Annotated in this window: 13 protein-coding genes; 8 read left to right on the top strand and 5 right to left on the bottom strand. The window is 71.5% G+C overall.

The annotated features are described in order from the left end of the window. Positions 1-43: 43 nt before the first annotated feature. The 4 genes from GA0074692_RS11010 to GA0074692_RS10995 all read left to right on the top strand — a co-directional run bounded on the left by GA0074692_RS11010 (position 44) and on the right by GA0074692_RS10995 (position 6,088). Positions 44-982, top strand: a complete 939-nt coding sequence (locus GA0074692_RS11010; protein ID WP_342672834.1) for an NADP-dependent oxidoreductase — start codon at positions 44-46, stop codon at positions 980-982. A gap of 173 nt (positions 983-1,155) precedes the next feature. Next, positions 1,156-3,030 (top strand): serine/threonine protein kinase, encoded by a 1,875-nt coding sequence (locus tag GA0074692_RS11005; protein ID WP_176738394.1) that lies wholly within the window; start codon positions 1,156-1,158, stop codon positions 3,028-3,030. Then, a complete protein-coding gene (locus tag GA0074692_RS11000; protein WP_176738393.1) occupies positions 3,027-5,450 on the top strand; it encodes an FHA domain-containing protein in 2,424 nt (807 codons plus the stop codon). Before GA0074692_RS11005 ends, GA0074692_RS11000 begins: the two co-directional genes overlap by 4 nt. Then, complete coding sequence (locus GA0074692_RS10995) at positions 5,447-6,088, top strand: hypothetical protein (protein ID WP_091642819.1); 642 nt, start codon at positions 5,447-5,449, stop codon at positions 6,086-6,088. The genes GA0074692_RS11000 and GA0074692_RS10995 overlap by 4 nt, the downstream gene beginning before the upstream one ends. A gap of 49 nt (positions 6,089-6,137) precedes the next feature. Here GA0074692_RS10995 and GA0074692_RS10990 read toward each other — a convergent pair whose 3' ends face one another. Continuing rightward, positions 6,138-7,679: a hypothetical protein gene (locus GA0074692_RS10990; RefSeq protein ID WP_091642816.1), complete on the bottom strand. Its 1,542-nt coding sequence runs from the start codon at positions 7,677-7,679 to the stop codon at positions 6,138-6,140. A 202-nt stretch (positions 7,680-7,881) separates the two neighbouring features. Here GA0074692_RS10990 and GA0074692_RS10985 point away from each other — a divergent pair, with 202 nt between their 5' ends. The 3 genes from GA0074692_RS10985 to GA0074692_RS10975 all read left to right on the top strand — a co-directional run bounded on the left by GA0074692_RS10985 (position 7,882) and on the right by GA0074692_RS10975 (position 10,484). Continuing rightward, complete coding sequence (locus tag GA0074692_RS10985; RefSeq protein ID WP_091642813.1) at positions 7,882-8,274, top strand: hypothetical protein; 393 nt, start codon at positions 7,882-7,884, stop codon at positions 8,272-8,274. Between the two features lie 225 nt (positions 8,275-8,499). After that, on the top strand, positions 8,500-9,477 hold the full coding sequence (locus tag GA0074692_RS10980) for a transporter substrate-binding domain-containing protein (RefSeq protein WP_091642810.1): 978 nt from the start codon (positions 8,500-8,502) through the stop codon (positions 9,475-9,477). Further along, positions 9,474-10,484 carry a hypothetical protein gene (locus GA0074692_RS10975; protein ID WP_091653254.1) on the top strand — a complete coding sequence of 337 codons (1,011 nt, stop codon included), beginning with the start codon at positions 9,474-9,476 and terminating at the stop codon, positions 10,482-10,484. Before GA0074692_RS10980 ends, GA0074692_RS10975 begins: the two co-directional genes overlap by 4 nt. A 45-nt stretch (positions 10,485-10,529) precedes the next feature. On the opposite strand, the gene GA0074692_RS10970 is transcribed toward GA0074692_RS10975, so the two are convergent. The 4 genes from GA0074692_RS10970 to GA0074692_RS10955 form a co-directional block, all read right to left on the bottom strand. Then, entirely contained in the window at positions 10,530-12,158 is a 1,629-nt protein-coding gene (locus GA0074692_RS10970) for a BCCT family transporter (protein ID WP_245730268.1), read from the bottom strand. Between the two features lie 305 nt (positions 12,159-12,463). Beyond that, positions 12,464-14,098 (bottom strand): PP2C family protein-serine/threonine phosphatase, encoded by a 1,635-nt coding sequence (locus GA0074692_RS10965; RefSeq protein WP_091642802.1) that lies wholly within the window; start codon positions 14,096-14,098, stop codon positions 12,464-12,466. 221 nt (positions 14,099-14,319) lie between these two features. Beyond that, entirely contained in the window at positions 14,320-14,925 is a 606-nt protein-coding gene (locus tag GA0074692_RS10960) for a YdeI/OmpD-associated family protein (protein WP_091642798.1), read from the bottom strand. Positions 14,926-14,980: 55 nt separating this feature from the next. Further along, positions 14,981-15,706: a TetR/AcrR family transcriptional regulator gene (locus GA0074692_RS10955; protein WP_176738392.1), complete on the bottom strand. Its 726-nt coding sequence runs from the start codon at positions 15,704-15,706 to the stop codon at positions 14,981-14,983. 24 nt (positions 15,707-15,730) lie between these two features. Between GA0074692_RS10955 and GA0074692_RS10950 the strand changes: the two genes are divergently transcribed. Then, on the top strand, positions 15,731-16,861 hold the full coding sequence (locus GA0074692_RS10950; RefSeq protein ID WP_245730267.1) for an FAD-dependent oxidoreductase: 1,131 nt from the start codon (positions 15,731-15,733) through the stop codon (positions 16,859-16,861). Positions 16,862-16,929 lie beyond the last annotated feature (68 nt).

Below are 16,929 nucleotides of genomic sequence, written 5' to 3'. Positions count from 1 at the left end.
GGTTGGTCGTACGCAGGCACCACCGTACGGAAGCAGGAAAAAAATGATCATGCGTGCTGTCAGCCAGGACTCGCTCGGCGGGCCCGAGGTGTTGAAGGTGGTCGAGGTGGACCGCCCGGAGCCGGGGGCCTCGGAGGTGCTCGTCCGGGTCCACGCCGCCGGTGTCAACCCGACCGACTGGTGGCACCGGGCCACCGGCGGGCTGGGCGACACACCGGTCCGGCTGGGGTGGGACGTCTCCGGCGTGGTCGAGGCGGTCGGGCTCGGGGTGACGATGTTCGAGCCGGGCGACGAGGTGTTCGGCATGCCCCGGCTGCCCCAACCGGCGGGCGCGTACGCGGAGTACGTGACCTCCCCGGCCCGGCACCTCGCCCGTAAGCCGGCCGGGCTGTCCCACGTGGAGGCCGCCGCGCTCCCGGTGGCGGCGCTGACCGCGTACCAGTCGTTGGTCGACACCGCCCGGGTGCGCCCTGGTCAACGGGTACTGGTCCATGCTGCGGCGGGCGGTGTCGGCCACCTCGCCGTCCAGATCGCCAAGGCACACGGCGCGTACGTCATCGGTACCGCCCGGGCGGCCAAGCATGCCTTCGTGCGCGGTCTCGGTGCCGACGAGGTCGTCGACTACACGCAGGTCGACTTCGCGTCGGCGGTGCGCGACGTCGACATCGTGATCGACACCATTGGCGGTGACTACGGCCCGCGCTCCCTTCAGACACTGCGCCCCGGCGGCATCGTGGTGTCGCTCGCCTCGCCGGCCGAGGCGTATCTGGCGGCGGAGGCGCGCGAACGCGGCCTGCGGGCCGGCTTCACGATCGTCGAACCCGACCACGCCGGGATGAAGGCGATCGCGGCCCTCGTCGAGGCGGGCCAGCTTCGTCCCGAGATCGACGTGGTCCTGCCACTCGAACAGGTCGCCAAGGCCCACGAGATCGGCGAGACCGGCCGTACGACCGGCAAGATCGTCCTGACCGTCGTCGACTGACCGAGGGCGCCTGTCGTGCCCGGTGGCGGACCGGCACCTGCCCGGCGCCGGTCCGCCACCGGGCAGCCGGCCACCTCGGCCCACTGTGGCGGATACCGCGACAGGACCTCCCTTGTGGTGCGAAGTGGAACCCAGGTTTGGTTCGGTCGTACGGCGCTGGCAGGATGCTCGCCGTGTCGAATGGGCAGCACAACTACGTGGGACCGCCGGATGCGCCGGATCGTTATGAGCTGATTGAGCGGCACGCCGCCGGCGGCGAGGGCGAGGTCTGGCGGGCTCGCGAACACCACGGGGACGTGACGTTCTCGTACGCGGTCAAGGTGCTCCGGGTGCCGGCGGAGGACCCGACCGACCGGGGCCTGGAGGGTCTCCGGCTACAGGCGGCGCTGGCCACCCAGCTCGAACACCCGGCGCTGGTGAAGGTCAAGGAGGTCTTCGTCGGCCCGCCGCCGCATCTGGCCGGAGCGGCCAGCACGGACAGCGCGCCACGGCTCTACTTCGTGATGAAGTGGATCGAGGGCCGCAGCCTCCAGGAGTTGCTGGAGAGCGGCGAGGTGCGTGGCCTGGACGTCCTCACGCCGCTCCAGCCGATCGCGGCGGCCGTCGACTACCTGCACAGTGGCCAGGACACGGACGGCGTGCCGGTGCTGCACCGGGACATCAAGCCGGCCAACATCCTGGTCTCCGGCAGCGGGCGGGCCTACCTGGTCGACTTCGGCCTGGTCCGACTGAACAGCACCAGCGGCACCGCCCGGGTGTACGGCACGGCGCCGTTCATGGCACCGGAGTGCCTGGCTCGGGGCGAGTACACCCCCGCAACGGACCGCTACGCCCTCGGCGCGACCGTCTACTACGCGGTGACCGGCGAGATGCCGGTGCCCGGCGACATCGACGGCATGACCCAGCGACTCACCGCAGTACTCGGGCCAGGGCAGGACCGGGTGATCCGCGGGATGCAGTCGATGGTCGCGGTGACCGCCGAGCGCCGGCCGGCCGCCGCGGCGGCCTGGATCAGAGCGCTGTCGGAGGCGCCACCGGAGACCTCGATCCAAGGGGCGCGGCAGCCGGCCCTGCCGCCCGCCCCCGGGCCGGCCCACCCTCCGCCGCCACCCACGGCCGGACCGTCCGGCTACCCCCTGCCGCCCGGCTCGCCGACGGCGCCCACCTCCGGAGCCCCTGGCCGCCCGTCGCCCGCCGGTTACCCGCTGCCGCCCACCTCCGGGGCCCCCGGCTCCCCACCGTCGGGCAACCCGGCGTCGTCGGACTACCCGCTGCCGCCCGGCCCACGGCCGTCCACGGCGGGGCCGTCGCACTACCCCCTGCCACCCAACTCGGGGGCGGGCTTTCCCGGGGCGCCCGGCCAGGCCCGGAAGAAGTCCAAGGTCCCGCTGGTCCTCGCGATCGTGGCGACGGTTCTCCTCGCCGCCTGCTGCATCCCCACGGGGTGGAGCCTCGTCCAGGGCGAGCTGCCCGGCGGCCTCTCCGCGAGTCCGACCCCCAGCGTCGACCGGGCCACCCCGCCACCGGCGGTGACCGCGCTGGAGCCGGTCCTGCTGTCGGTGGCCGACGTGTCGTCCGCGATGAAGGTCGACCGTGACTCGGTCAAGTCGAGTACGACCGACGACGCGCTGCACGACGGTCTGAACAAGCTCACGCTCTGTGCGGACGGCACCGTGCGCGGCGATGCGATCGGCGCGCACAGCAGCAACAGCTACTGGGTGGACACCGGTCAGTACCCGTACCTCGGCTCGGCGGTGGCCGGGTTCTACGGCGACGCGGCCGACCCGTTCCTCGACGCCGTCCGCACGTCGGCCGAGCGGTGCGGATGGCGGCCGTTCACGGTGCCGAAGTTGGGCCAGGAGTCGTTCGGGATCACCGCAGGCGACGGATCCGACGGGGTCTACGCGATGATCTTCGTTCGTTCGGGCCAGGTGCTCTTCCAGGTCGCGATCCAGAACGACTACACCACCGGCAGCTACCAGAGCGACCTGATCAAGATGGCGACGTCGATGGCGAAGCGGCTGCCGAAGCCCAGGGCGAGCCGGTGAGTACCCCCGCCGACGGTGCCGACGTGAGCGGCACGCTGCTCGTCGGCGTACCCGGCGGGGGAGGGGAACGACGGGTCACGGCGGCCGGCGGGCCGCTGCGGATCGGCCGTGATCCGCTCTGCGAGATCGTCCTGGACGACTCGCGGGCCTCCCGCGAGCACCTGGAACTCACCTACCGGGCCGGACGGTGGCACCTGCGGGACCTGGCCAGCCGCAACGGCACGTTCGTCGACGGCCGCCAGGTGCACGAGCTCGAGCTGACCGCCGCCTGCTCGGTGCGGCTCGGCAACGCCGTCGACGGCCCGGTGCTCACCTTCCGCCCCGAGGGGCCGCCCGCCGTCCCGCTCACGGTGACCGCCCCGGCGCGGGCGGGCGACCTCCAGGCCAGCCGCGCGGAGCCGGGCCTGGACCGGTCTGCTGAGGCGCGGCCGGTCAGCCAGCCGTCGCCCGGCGCACGGTTCGCGGCGGGCCGCGCCCCCTCGGCCAGCTACCCGACCGCGGACCGGATCCGGATCGGGCGGGCGCCGGACAACGACATCGTCCTCGACGACCTGCTGGTCTCCCGGTACCACGCCGATCTGGTCCGCGACGGCACCGGCTTCCGCGTGGTCGACCTGGGCACCCGCAACGGCACCTACGTCAACGGACAGCAGGTCGGGCAGGCGACGCTCTCCGGCGGGGACCTCCTGTCGTTCGGACACCACCAGATGGTGTTCGACGGCACCGCACTGCACGACTACGTCGACACCGGCCGGGTATCGCTGCGCGCAGAGGGGCTCGGGGTCACCGTCGGCGGGCGAACCCTGCTCTCGGAGGTCTCGTTCGACCTGGACGAGTGCAGCCTGCTCGCCGTGGTCGGCCCGAGCGGCGCCGGCAAGTCGACGCTGCTGGGGGCGCTGACCGGTAACCGTCCGGCCCAGGCGGGCACCGTCCGCTACCAGGACCGCGACCTCTACGCCGAGTACGCCGACCTGCGGCACCGCATCGGCCTGGTGCCGCAGGACGACATCCTGCACCGCCAGTTGACCGTGCGCCGCGCGTTGCGCTACGCGGCGGGGCTGCGCTTCGGCCCCGACGTGACCCCCGCCGAACGGGACCAGCGCATCGACGAGGTGCTCGAGCAACTCGCCCTCACCGCGCACGCCGACCAGCGCATCGACACCCTCTCCGGTGGGCAGCGCAAGCGCACCTCGGTGGCGCTGGAACTGCTCACCGAACCCTCGCTGCTCTTCCTCGACGAGCCGACCTCCGGCCTGGACCCGGCGCTCGACCGCGACGTGATGCACGGCCTGCGCGAGCTGGCCGACCGTGGTCGGACCGTCGTGGTGGTGACGCACAGCCCCTTGCACCTGAACGTGTGCGACCAGGTGCTGGTCCTGGCCCGGGGCGGCAAGGTCGCCTACTTCGGCCCGCCGGACGAGGTGCTCGCCTTCTTCGGCGCGGCCGAGTACGCCGACGTGTTCACCGCGGTCGCCGCCGAACCGGACGTCTGGGCTGCCCGGTTCGCGGCCACCCGTCCGTCGGCCCAGGCCGCACCGGCGGCCGAGCGGGCGGCGGCTGCCCCGGCGCCGCCGCGCCAGGGCTGGTGGCGGCAGGCGGCGATCCTCGCCCGCCGCACGGTCGCGGTCACCCTCGCCGACCGGCTGTACGCGGCCCTCTCTCTGGGCCTGCCGGTGGGCCTCGCGATTCTGCTGCACGTGGTCCCCGGGTCCGACGGTCTCGGGGTGCCCGCCGAGCCGCCCGGGCGCAGCACCGAGGCCGCCGAACTGCTGGTCATCCTGATCACCGGGGCGATCTTCATCGGGCTGGCCGGCGGGATCCGGGAGTTCGTCGGGGAGGGCGCGATCTACCGCCGGGAACGGGCGGTGGGCATGGCGCCCGGGGCCTACCTGGGCGCGAAGCTGGTCGTGTTCGCCGTCCTGAACGCCTGCCAGGCGGCGCTGTTCGTCCTGCTCGGCCTGGTCGGGCGGTCGGCGCCGGCCGACGCGCTCGTACTGGGCGCGCCACTGGTCGAGCTGATCGTGGTGGTCTGGCTGACCACCCTGGCCGCCACCGTGCTGGGGCTGCTGGTCAGCGTGTACGTGTCCACCAGCGAGCAGACCATGCCGGTGCTGGTCGGGCTGGTGATGGCACAGCTCGTCCTCTGTGGCGGGCTGTTCGCCGTGGTCGGGCGCACCGGCATCGAACAGCTATCCTGGCTGGCCCCGGCTCGCTGGGGGTACGCGGCGGCAGCGGCCACGGTGGACCTGCGCGCGATTATGCTCAAGCCCACGCCGGAGGCGCTCTGGGCGCACACCACCGGTGCCTGGAGCTGGGCGATGGCCGTCCTGGTCGGCCAGACCGTTCTGCTGACCGGGGCGGTGCGGTGGGCGCTCCGCCGTCACGAGCCCGTACTGGAGAGCCGGAGGAAGCGCACATGAACCGCCGCAAGGAGTCCGCCGCCCTCGAAGCCGTACTGAGCGACGGCTGGAGCAGCGCGTGTCGGCTGTACGAGCACCTGGCGGGTGGTGGGCGGCTGGTCGCCCTGCCCCCCACCGGGATGCGGCTGGGCCAGGACGAGACGATCTTCAGTGACACGGTGCTGGGGTACGCGCGTTTCTACGGCACGAGCGTGCAGTACCGGGAGAGCAACCACTTCTGGTTCGGCTCGACGGGTTTCGTGCTGGCCGGCATGGCCGGTGACGCCATTGCCAATTCCAGTGCCCGCAGCCGAGCCCAGGCGATGGCGGCGGCGCAGTGGCGGGACCAGGCGCAGGTGCGGATGATCCTGTCCAACCAGCGGCTGCTCGGGGACTACCAGGGCAACCTGCTGAGCTTCTGGCACAACGGCGTGGTGGAGCTGACTGCCGACCTGACCCAGTGGTCGTTCATCCTCCGCTACCAGGAGGGGAACCCGCTGATGCTGCACGGGCCGGCGGCGCCGTGGTACGCGGTCGCGGTCGCCTGGCTGATCTTCGGCCCGCAGGGCATGCAGCTCCCGGCGCTCGCACCGATCAGCGCGGCCGTGGCGCAGCGCTCCCGCGCCATCACCGGCGAGGTCCTGCCCGACCAGTCCTGACCGGACCGGCGGTGGGCCACCCACGCCCGGGGTGGCCCACCGCCGACCGCTACCGCTCCTTGAGACGGCGGTTGATCTCCTCGGACACCTGGCGGTTCAGGTCGGCCAACTGCTCGTCGCTGTACCGGGCCAGGTCGGCCGGATCCGTGCCGCCGTTCGCCGCCTGTTCCTGTTGCTTCTGCTGCTCCCGGCGTTGCAGTTCCTGCTCCTCCGGCGAGCCGGGTGCGGCGTACGCGCAACGGATCAGCACGCCGTCGGCGTCCTTCAGGCAGGTCGCCTCCCGGCCGTTGATCTGGCCCCGGCCCTCCACCCGGTAGCGGATGCTCTGCTCGCTGCCGAGCGTCGCGGTCCACGTGCTGCCGCCGGTCGGCACCACCTCGAACACCCGGTCGTCGTTCCAGCAGCACACGTCCCGGTACTCCGCCTTGATCAGCGCGGCGATCGCCTGCGGGGACGACCAGGTCGGGTTGAGCCGGTGCACGGTCAGCGGCGCGAGACCGCGCCCGGAGTGCCGGGTCGGCACCGTCGACACGGCCACCACCGAACTGGCCTCGCCCTGCGGGGTGAGCGGGGTGACGTACGCGCTGCGTCCACCGCCGTCCCGGTGGCGCAGGGTGAACTCGGACTCGTTGCCCTCGTTGGCGCCGTCCTCCGAGGCGTCCCAGCCGCTGCGCTCGAACCACCAGTCGGCGAAGCTGCCGACGGCGGCGGTGCCCTCCCGCTGTTGGGCGGCCAGACTGATCGGATAGGACGGTCCGGGCACGTTGGACGTGTCGTCGGTGATCGTGACCTTGCCGGTCGCGCCGTCGTACCGGGCTACCCCGGCCGGCCGTTCGGTCACCACCAGGATTCCGGTCTGCCGCTTCAGCGGCACCACCACGATGGGGGTGTCGCCCTGGCAGTGGACGTACGCGTCCTCGTCGGAGAAGCGGGCCCAGCGCCGCTCGGCGGAGATCTTCCGGGCCAGGTTGTGGGTGAACCAGCCGCCGATCCGCGCCGACGCCGACTCGTCGAAGCGGCACCGCTGCTGTTCCCGGCCCTTGCCGCCGAGTGGCACCTCCTGCACCAGTCCGACCTCGTAGCCGGTCAGCCAGCCGCGTCGTTCGACCAGGACGGCGAACCGGTCGGCGTCGGGCAGGTAGCTGACGTCGGTGATCTCGCCGGTGACGTCGCCCAGGTTGGGCGCGGCCTGCGCCTCGCCGACCAGGTACGGGGCGCGTGCGGTCAACTCCGGGACCGGATCGGTGACCACCCGCATGGTGGCCACGTACGCCCGGTCCTGGAGGTACTGGCCGTAGAACAGCCAGAGCACCCCCAGGGCCAGGCCGACGGCGGCGCCCAGCCAGCCGAGGACGACGGTTCCGCCGGTCGCCACGGGTGTGCGTCCGCCCGTGCGGCGTCGGTGGCGGAGCCGGTGCAGCAGGATCGGTGCCCCGCCGAGGAGGGTCACCAGCGCCGGCGCCACCAGCCAGGGTACGAGTTTGCGCAGCTCCCACACGAGGACCGTGGTGGCGTACGAGGCGTACCAGCCGACGGCGCCGAGCAGGAAGAGCAGAAGGAGGGGCGTACCCACCCGCAGCGCGCGACTCATCGATGTTCCTCCTCTGCCGACCTGACGGGCCACGATCCTATGTGGTACGGCCAAGGGCGCCGGGCCGAGGCGGTCCCGGCCGGGGTGCCGGGGTGGCCGTCCCGGTCGGTCGCCGTCCAGGGGTTCCCCGGCCGGCATTTCTTTGCCAGGATCCGATTGTCGGTGGAAAATTTCTACACGACCTGACGTGGGAGGACGAATCATGCGTATCCGCAGTCTCGTCGGTGCGGCCGTACTCGCCGGTGGCCTGATCGCCGCCGCCGCGACCCCGGCCACGGCGGTCGCCGCAGCACCCGACCAGAGCACGGCCTGCTCGTTGACGGTCACCAACCTCTACTACTCCATCGGTATGCAGACCGCCTCGGCCAAGCTCTCCGGTGGATGCAGCGGCCCGATCGACATTGTCCTGGAGCAGGCGGCGACACCCGCCGGCCCGTACCAGGAACTCCCGGACGCCCTCTACCACCTGCAGCAGTCCGCCGACGGCACGGCGGCGCTCGCCTACTTCATGGATCCCGCCGAACGCGGGTACTGTCGCGCCAAGGCCAGCGCCGGCACGCTCGTCGCGTACTCCCCGGCCGCGCAGTCCTGCTGACCCGATCGTGGCGTGACCCCCGTTTGACCTGACGCCAGCCCCTGGTCGGTCAGGCATCCCGGGACGGGAGGCGCGGTCCCGACCAGGGCTGCCGTCACGCGGCGCCCCGGGCGCGCCGGCGGCGCGGTGCTCGACCGGGACCGGGTCGCCGGCGCGCGAACTGCCCGCACTTGCCGACTTCTGGTACAACGTCGGTACTCACCGCAGTCGAGAGGTCGGTGAAGCGTGGACCAGGAGCCGGAACCGAGCGTGCGACGCTGGCTGGGCGTCGTACGGCTCACCGCAGTGGTGGCGCTGCTCGCGACGGTGGTCGCGGTCGGGTACGTGGTCGTGGTCCGTGCCGGCCCACCGTCCGAGGAGGACCTGCGCCAGCGGGCGGGTCTGATCGGCAAACAGGAGTTGCTGATCGGCGTACATGACGACAATCCGGGCGTCAGCCTGCTCGACGCCGACACCGGCGTCTTCTCCGGCTTCGACATCGACATCGCCTACCTGGTGGCCGCGGATCTCGGGTTCCGGCGGACCGAGGTGCGGCTGCTGCCCATCGAGAGCGAGGACCGGGGCAAGATGCAGGCCCGGACCTCGGACAACCGGTTCGTCACGGTGGACCTCGTGGTGGCCAGCTACAGCATCACCGAGGAGCGCGAGGACTCGCCCGGGGTGACGTTCTCCGAGCCCTACCTGCGGACCGAGCAGTCGGTGGTGACCCGGCGCGACCACGGCGTGGTCAACACCTACGACGACCTGCGCGGACGTAAGGTGTGCAGCATCTCGACCTCGACCTCCGAGAGCCCCGCCGCGCAGGCCGGCGTGGTGCCGGCCAACCGGCTGCGGACCAGCCAGTGCATCGAGGACCTGCTGGCGGGCCGGGTGGAGGCGGTGACCCAGGACGCCGCGCTGCTGGCCGGTTTCGTGGCGCGAGACCCCCAGCGGCTGAAGCTGCACGACATCGGCCAGGCCACCGAGGAGTACTGGGGAATCAACACCGGTGCCAACACCGCCCTGCGTGACCTGGTCAACCTGGCGCTCTACGACTCCCTGCACGATCCGGCCGACCGGCGTTGGGAGGACGCGTTCGACCGGCACCTCCGTCCGGCGCAGCCGGCGTCCCTGCCGCAGCAGGTGGCCGTGGACCGACAACCGGACGCCCGGCGGGTGGACGTGCGCCGCTGGCCCTGGGAGTGGTCGGCGCTGGCGCCATGAGCGAGCAGACCCCAGCGCCGGTCCGCGCCCAGCAGCAGTGGCTGCTCACCGTGCTGCCGGCCTTCCCCCTGCTGCTGCTCGTCCTGCGGGTCTGGTACCTGAGCCGACAGAACCTGTCCACCATGCTGTTGGTGGTGCAGCACATCAGCCCGCTCGGGATGACCAGCGCACTGCTCATCACGATGGTCTGGGTCGTGCCCGCGGTGCTCCTCGTGCTCCGGATGCTGGGCGCCCTCCTCGCGGTGAGCGCGGCCACCGACCAGAGCACCTCGCTGCTGGCCCGGATCACCCGGTGGATGCCGGACTGGGTGGTCGCCCTGGCCGTCGGGTTGGCCGTACTCACCTGGCAGTTGCGTTTCCTGCCCACCCTGCTGATGCTGACCGTGGCGATCATCGGCCTGGTGGCCCGCCAGCGGTATCCGGGCAACCGGCTGGTCCGCCGGACGACCGGCGTCGCGCTGCCCGTCGGATCGGCACTGGTGGCGTACGCCTGGCTGGCGCCCGGCATCGCCGCTGCCGTCGACGCGGGCGAGCACGTCACGGCGCTGCTGCTGCTCCTGCCACCCGCGTTCGCCGCGTTCCTCACCGGCCCGGTGCCGTCGTCGTCGGCGCGGCTGGTCACCCACTGGGCGGCGCTCGCCGGTGCCCTGGTGGCGCCGATCGTGGTGGGCGCGATCTTCCTGCGCGCGCCGATCCTGCCCATTCAGGCCGTCGAGGTGGACCCGGATCCTCGGCCGGACAACCGCCCGGTGGTGCTGCGCGGTCATCTGATCAGTGTCGACGACCGGATGACCACCCTGCTGGACGGGCGGGGAACGGTCCACTTCGTGCCGAACGACCAGGTCGTCTCCAAGACGCTGTGCCCAGAGCCGGAACAGGTCCCGACCAGCCGGGTCGACGTGCGTGGCTGGCACGTCGAGCGGACCGCGCTGGAGTGGCTCGCGCCGACCCAGGACGCGCTCCCCACCGACCCGCGCTGCCAGGGGCGCCCCGCGCAGGTCCCCTGACGCGGGCCGCCCCCAGTCCGGGGGCGGCCCGCGTCGCGGGCGTGGTCAGTGGACCTCGGGTTTCGCGGTCGCCGGCCGTGCGGCGGCCGTCAGGGCCCGGATCTCGGGGGACATCGTCGCGGCGAGCGGTTCGCGGCGCAGCTCGCGGAGCAGCCCGGCGACCATGCCGACCATCACGAACAGGAACGGCAGCGCGGCGAGGATGGTCAGCGACTGGAGGGCGGACAGTCCGCCGGCGAGCAGCAGCACCGCGGCCACCAGCCCGGTCAGTACGCCCCACATGGCGACCAGCCAGCTCTTCGGCTCGATGCTGCCGCGGGCGGAGAGCGTGCCCATTACCACCGACGCCGCGTCGGCTCCGCTGACGAAGAAGAGTGCCACCAGAACCATCACCAGGATCGCGGTGACGGTGAAGAACGGGAACTCCCGCAGGACCGCGAAGAGGGCGGCCTCCGGGCTTTCCGCCACGGCGGCCGACAGGTCGGTGCCGCGCAGTTGCAGGTCGATGGCGGTGCCGCCGAAGACCGAGAACCAGACGAAGCTGACGAGGCTCGGGATGGCCACCACCCCGAGGACGAACTGACGGATCGTGCGGCCCCGGGAGATCCGGGCGATGAAGGAACCGACGAACGGGGTCCAGGAGATCCACCAGGCCCAGTAGAAGATGGTCCAGCCCGCCATCCACTCCTCGCCGCCGAAGGCGCCGGTGCGGAAGCTCATCGGGATGAGGTCGTAGAGGTAACCGCCGGTCGACGCGGTGAGCGTGTTCAGGATGAAGATCGTCGGGCCCACCACGAACAGGAAGAACAGCAGTACCACCGCGAGCACCATGTTGGTGTTCGAGAGGAACTGGATACCGCGCTTGACCCCGGTGACGGCGGACACCACGAATGCCACGGTGAGTACGGCGATGATGCCGATCGCCAGCGGAGTCGACTTCGGCACGTCCCAGAGGTTCGTCAACCCGCTGTTGATCTGGAGGGCACCGAGACCGAGGGAGACGGCCGATCCGAACAGCGTCGCGAAGATGGCGAAAATGTCGATGGCCTTTCCGGGACCGCGGTGCGCGCGCTCCCCGATGAGCGGGAAGAACGCGCTGCTGATCAGGCCGCGCCGGCCCTTGCGGAAGGTGAAGTACGCCAGCGCCAGACCGACCACGGCGTAGATCGCCCACGGGTGCAGCGCCCAGTGGAAGAACGAGTACTCCATGGCCACCCGGGCGGCCTGCGGGGAGTTCGGTTCGTTGAGGCCGCGCGGCGGAGTGCCCAGGTGGGACAGCGGCTCGGCCGCACCCCAGAACATCAGGCCGATGCCCATGCCGGCGCTGAACATCATCGCCACCCAGGAAACGGTGGAGAACTCCGGCTTCTCGTCGTCGCGGCCGAGCTTGATCCGGCCGTACCGACTCAGCGCCAGCCACACCGACAGCACCACGAAGGCGGCGCTGGCCAGTACGAAGACCCAGCCGAACGCCTTGACCACCCAGTCGAGCGCCGCGCCGGTGACCGACGTCAGGTTGTCGGTGGCCACGATGCCCCACAGGACGAAGAGCGCGGACACCGCGGCGGCGACGCCGAGCACCGTCCAGTCGATCTCCCGTGGCTGACCGTCCGGCTGTACCGGTGTGTCGCCCGGCGGCGCGCTGGGCTCGGTCGATGCGCGTGGGGCAGGCACGGTCATATTCTGTTGACCTCCGTGATCTCGCGAGACGCCGGCCATGTTCAGCTACGTGCACCGGTTGGCCCGCATCTCTGGTTTCACCGACGTCGGCGGCCCGAGAGAACGGAGAACTGTCGCTCATCACGGATGTTGCGGTATATGCGGCAGGCATGAAGAGTTCGCTGCGGCTCGGATCCTCCGACGTTGGTGACGATGCGTCATCACTCTTGGTGTGAATCTTGGCGGTGATCCTGCGATTCGATGACAGTTGTGTGACAACGTTGTTGATTGTCCGATATGGATGGGTGCGTCGGCCGGTCCTATCGACCCGGCGGCCGGGGCGGTATCCGCAGCACCACCATGGCGAGGTCGTCCTCGCCGCTGGCCGGGTACCGGTCGAGCAGGTGGTCGCACAGCTGCTCGGCGGTCAACCGGTGCTGACCGGTCAGGACGCGGGTCAGCTCGGCGAGGCCCTCGTCGAGGACGGTGCCGCGTCGCTCGATCAGGCCGTCGGTGTAGAACACGACGGTGCTACCCGGGGCGAGGGTGACGCGATGATCGCTGCGCGTGACGGTGCTGTCCATGCCGAGCAGCACCTCCGGTGGCGTCTGCAGCAGGCCGGCGCTCCCGTCGGGAGCGACCAGCACGGGCGGCAGATGCCCGGCGTTGGCCCAGACCAGGGTGTGCCGGCCCGGTCGGCCCTGCTGCTCGCACCGCACCACGCGGGCCAGGATCGCCGTGGCGAACACGTCGACCTCCAGGCCGTTCATCGCCGTGTCGAGACCGGCCAGGAGGGCCGCTGGGGACTCCCGCAGGCCGTACGCCACCCCGCGCAACAGGTTCCGGAGCTGCGCCATGGTCGCGGCGGCCTGCCGGTCGTGCCCGGCGACGTCGCCGATGACCAGGGCCAGGGAACCGTCGGGCTGCCGGAACGAGTCGTACCAGTCGCCGCCGAGGCGGGCCCGCTCGGTCGCCGGCCGGTACCGTACGGCCACCTCCAGGCCCTCGAGCTGGGCGGGCGGGGTCAGCAGGCTACGTTGCAGCTTCTCCGACAGCTCCCGTTCGAGTTCCGCCACCCGGCGCTCGGCCTGACGGGTCTGCGCCCGGTGCAGCGCCTGCGCCACGGCCGCGCCGACCAACCGAACAAAGCGCAGGTAACCCTCGTCGACCGGTAGATGCTGGCTCAGTCGGGCCATCAGCACCGCGTCGCCGTCGGCCCCGGACGCGTCCGGCAACCGGACCCGGACCACCGTGGTGCCGGCCAACTGCTCCACCACGACGTCGCCCGTGTCGAACACGGAGGACGGCACGGCGGGCAGCAGTCTGCCGGTGGTGTCGTCGGCGGTGCCGGGCAGCAGGATGTCCACGCCGGGTAGGTCCTGGGGGTCGTGCCGGAGCACCGCCACCGTCCGGTCCAGGATCTGGTCGGGCTCGTCCAGTTCGCCCAGGGCATCGGTGAGTTCGGCCAGCAGCACCAGCCGGCGCTGGGACAGCACCTGCGCCGTGGTCTCCGTCGCGATGTCGAGCACCCCCTCGACCCGCCCGTCGGTGCCCCGCACCGCGGAGTAGGAGAACGTGAAGAAGCACTCCTCCGGGTAGCCGTGCCGGTCCATCAACAGCCGCAGGTCCGGAGTCCAGGTTGCCCGCCGGGTCGAGCGCACCGACTGGAGCATCGGCCCGATGACGTCCCAGATCTCCGCGAACACCCGGGCCGCCGGTGCCCCGAGCGCCGCCGGGTGCTTGTTCCCGATCAGCTCGACATAAGCCTCGTTGTACACCATGACGAACTCCGGGCCCCAGAACAGGGTCACCGGGAACCGGGTGTGCAGGGCGACGTCGACGGCGGCGCGCAGCGTCCGGCTCCAACCGGACACCGGGCCCAGAGATGTCGCCGCCCAGTCGACCGTCGAGTAGGCCGACCGCAGCGACCCCGCCGCGTCGAACAGTTCGTCCACCGGCCGACCATAGCCCCGCCGGTCGCCGGCCGCCCGACCGCACCGACGATCCGTTTTCCCTGGTCATGCGCATGCCCCGACGCCGGGGCCGGCCGGTGCGGAGGGTGCCGGTCAGGACGCGAGCCGTGGCCGCCCGGGCCGCACCGGTGACCGCGCGACCGGAGCCGAAGAGAGCCCGGACGGAAGCAGTGGGTGCGGCAGTCTGATCATGAAGATGCTGCTTACGGCGAGGTCGGCGGCTTGGCCTTCTGCGGGTAGATCGTCTCGTGCCGGGCCAGCATGGCGACGAACTCGCCGATCTTCCGCTCGCGGGTCTGCGCCTGTTTGACGGCGTTGACGCGGTGGATGAGGGCGAACCGGTTGGTCTTGGTGAGGACGTCGAGCATGGCCTGGGCGGCGGGGTCGGCGGCGATGGCGGTGAGGAGGTCGGCCGGCATCTCGGCTTCCGACGGTGGGGCGTAGGCGGCCGCCCACCGCCCGTCCGCTTTCGCGGCTTCCACCGCGGCGCGGCCGGCGGGCTGCATGAGCCCCTGCGCCTCCAGTCGGGTCACGTGGGCGACGTTGCGTTGTGACCAGGAGCTGCGGGGCCGGCGAGGCGTGTACCGGATCCAGGAGGTTTCCTGATCCCGTTTACGGGCCTGCCCGTCGATCCAGCCGAAACACAGGGCCTCGTCGACCGCCTGCTGCCAGGTCAGCGTCGTGACGGTGCCGCCCTTCTTGGTCAGGGCGAGCCAGACGCCGGGCGACGTGGCGTGGTGGGCCGACAACCACGCGCGCAGCGCGTCGGCGTCCGCGACGATCAGCTCGTCCAGTTCGGCGCTCGCCATCACGGCAGCCTATCGAGGCGTGGGCGTTCGGCCGGTACCGGCTGCGGGTGGTAGGTCACGGGTGGGGGTGGCTGGTGATGCCGTCCAGGATGGTGGTCAGGTTGCGGTGGAAGGTTTCCCCGGCGTCGAGGTGGGCGCCGTCGATGACGAGCCGGGCGACGGTGGGGTAGCGGCCTGTGTCGAGCATGCGGGTCAGGTAGGGGCCGAGGGCGGCCTGCCAATCGGACACGTCGGTGCCGGTCGAGCGGGTGGTGCGTCGCTCGGTGATCTCCCTGCGGAGGGCTCCGACGACGAACGCGTTGAGGGCGCCCAGGGCCCGCTGGAGATCGTCGATAGTGCGCACGCCGGGGGCCTGGCTGAGGGCCGCCGCGGTCGATTCGCCCACGGCGAGCGCGTGCGGTCCCATCTGTGGCCTTCCGCCGAGCAGGTCGGCGAACCACTCGTGGTCGAGAGCGGCATCGCGGGTCCGGTGAACGATGGCCAGTACCGTGGCACGCCACTCGGAGTGCTGACCGGCCTCGGCGATCTGGGCATACACCGCGTCGACCATCAGATCGAGCAGTTCGGACCTGTTGATCACGTAGTCGTAGAGCCGCATCGGACCGACACCGAGCTCTTTGGCGATCTTGCGTACCGACAGCCCGTCGAGGCCATGTGCGTCGGCGAGCCGGATCGCCGTGGCGGCGATCTTCGCGCGGCTCAGCGGCACCGGCGCCGCCCGCGGCTGAGGCTCAGGCCGTTCCCAGACGGGCAGCGGCGCGCTACCGTACGGCGTATCCATAAGATACAGCGTACGGTAAGGGAGATGACGATGCGAATAGCGATCACCGGTGGTGGCCTCGGCGGCCTGACGCTGGCCCGAATTCTGCACCGGCACGGCATCGACGCGGTGGTGTACGAACGCGAGGCAAGCCGATCCGCGCGATCACAGGGCGGGTCGCTCGACCTGCACCCGGAGTCCGGGCAACGGGCCCTGGCCGACGCGGGCCTCGCCGGCCGATTCCGGTCCGAGGCCCGGCCGGAGGGCGAGGAACACCGCATCCTCGACCCGGCCGGACGCACCCTCGTGCACCACAGGCCAGAACCCGGCTCGTTCTCCGGACGCCCCGAGATCGACCGCCGCGTACTACGTGATCTTCTGCTCGATTCGCTCCCCGGCGACACGGTGGTCTGGCAGCACCGGCTCGTCGCGGCGACGCCACGACCCGACGGAGGCTTCGGGCTGACGTTCGACGGCGGCCACCGCGCCGACTACGACGTCCTCATCGGCGCAGACGGCGCACGCTCGGTCGTCCGGTCGCTGCTGACCGACGCGACACTGTCCCCCGTGGCGACCCTGGTCGAGCTGAGCATCGGCGACGCCGACCGGCGCCACCCGGATCTCGCCGAGCTGGTCGGCCCCGGAAACCTGTGGTGTATCGGCGTGAACCAGATCCTGGCCGCGCAACGCCTCGGCGACGGCAGCATCCGAGTCGGCATCTCCCTACCCGCGGACGAACGCCACCTGGACACATGCCGCAGCAAGCGCGCCCTGCTGGACATGTTCGACGGGTGGAACCCCAACCTCACCGCACTCATCGAAGCCGGCGACGGCCCGCCCACCCCACGCAGGATCGAGGCGATGCCCACCGGTACACGCTGGACCCACCAGCCGGGCATCACCCTCATCGGTGACGCCGCGCACCTCATGCCACCGGTCGGCGAAGGCGCCAACCAAGCCATGCTCGACGCCGCCGAACTCGCCGCCGAACTCGCCACCAGCCCCGCCGACCCCGACTCGGCGATCCGGAGGTACGAGGAGGCGATGTTCACCAGGATCCACCCGATCGCCGAGATGTCCGCACGGGTCCAGGCGATGATGCTGTCTCCCACCGCAGCCGACGACATCGTCCGTTTCTTCACGCCGCAGCCCACCGAGCCGGCACCCGCAGGCTGACGACACGCGACGCAGCGGCCTCGACCCTGGCAGCCGCTTCGGGGTGATTGACATCCCTCGGTAAGCGA

It is taken from the genome of Micromonospora pallida (assembly GCF_900090325.1).
Classification (GTDB): Bacteria; Actinomycetota; Actinomycetes; order Mycobacteriales; family Micromonosporaceae; genus Micromonospora; species Micromonospora pallida.
The sequence above is the reverse complement of the archived record's forward strand: the minus strand, read 5'-3'. Positions and strand labels throughout refer to the sequence as shown.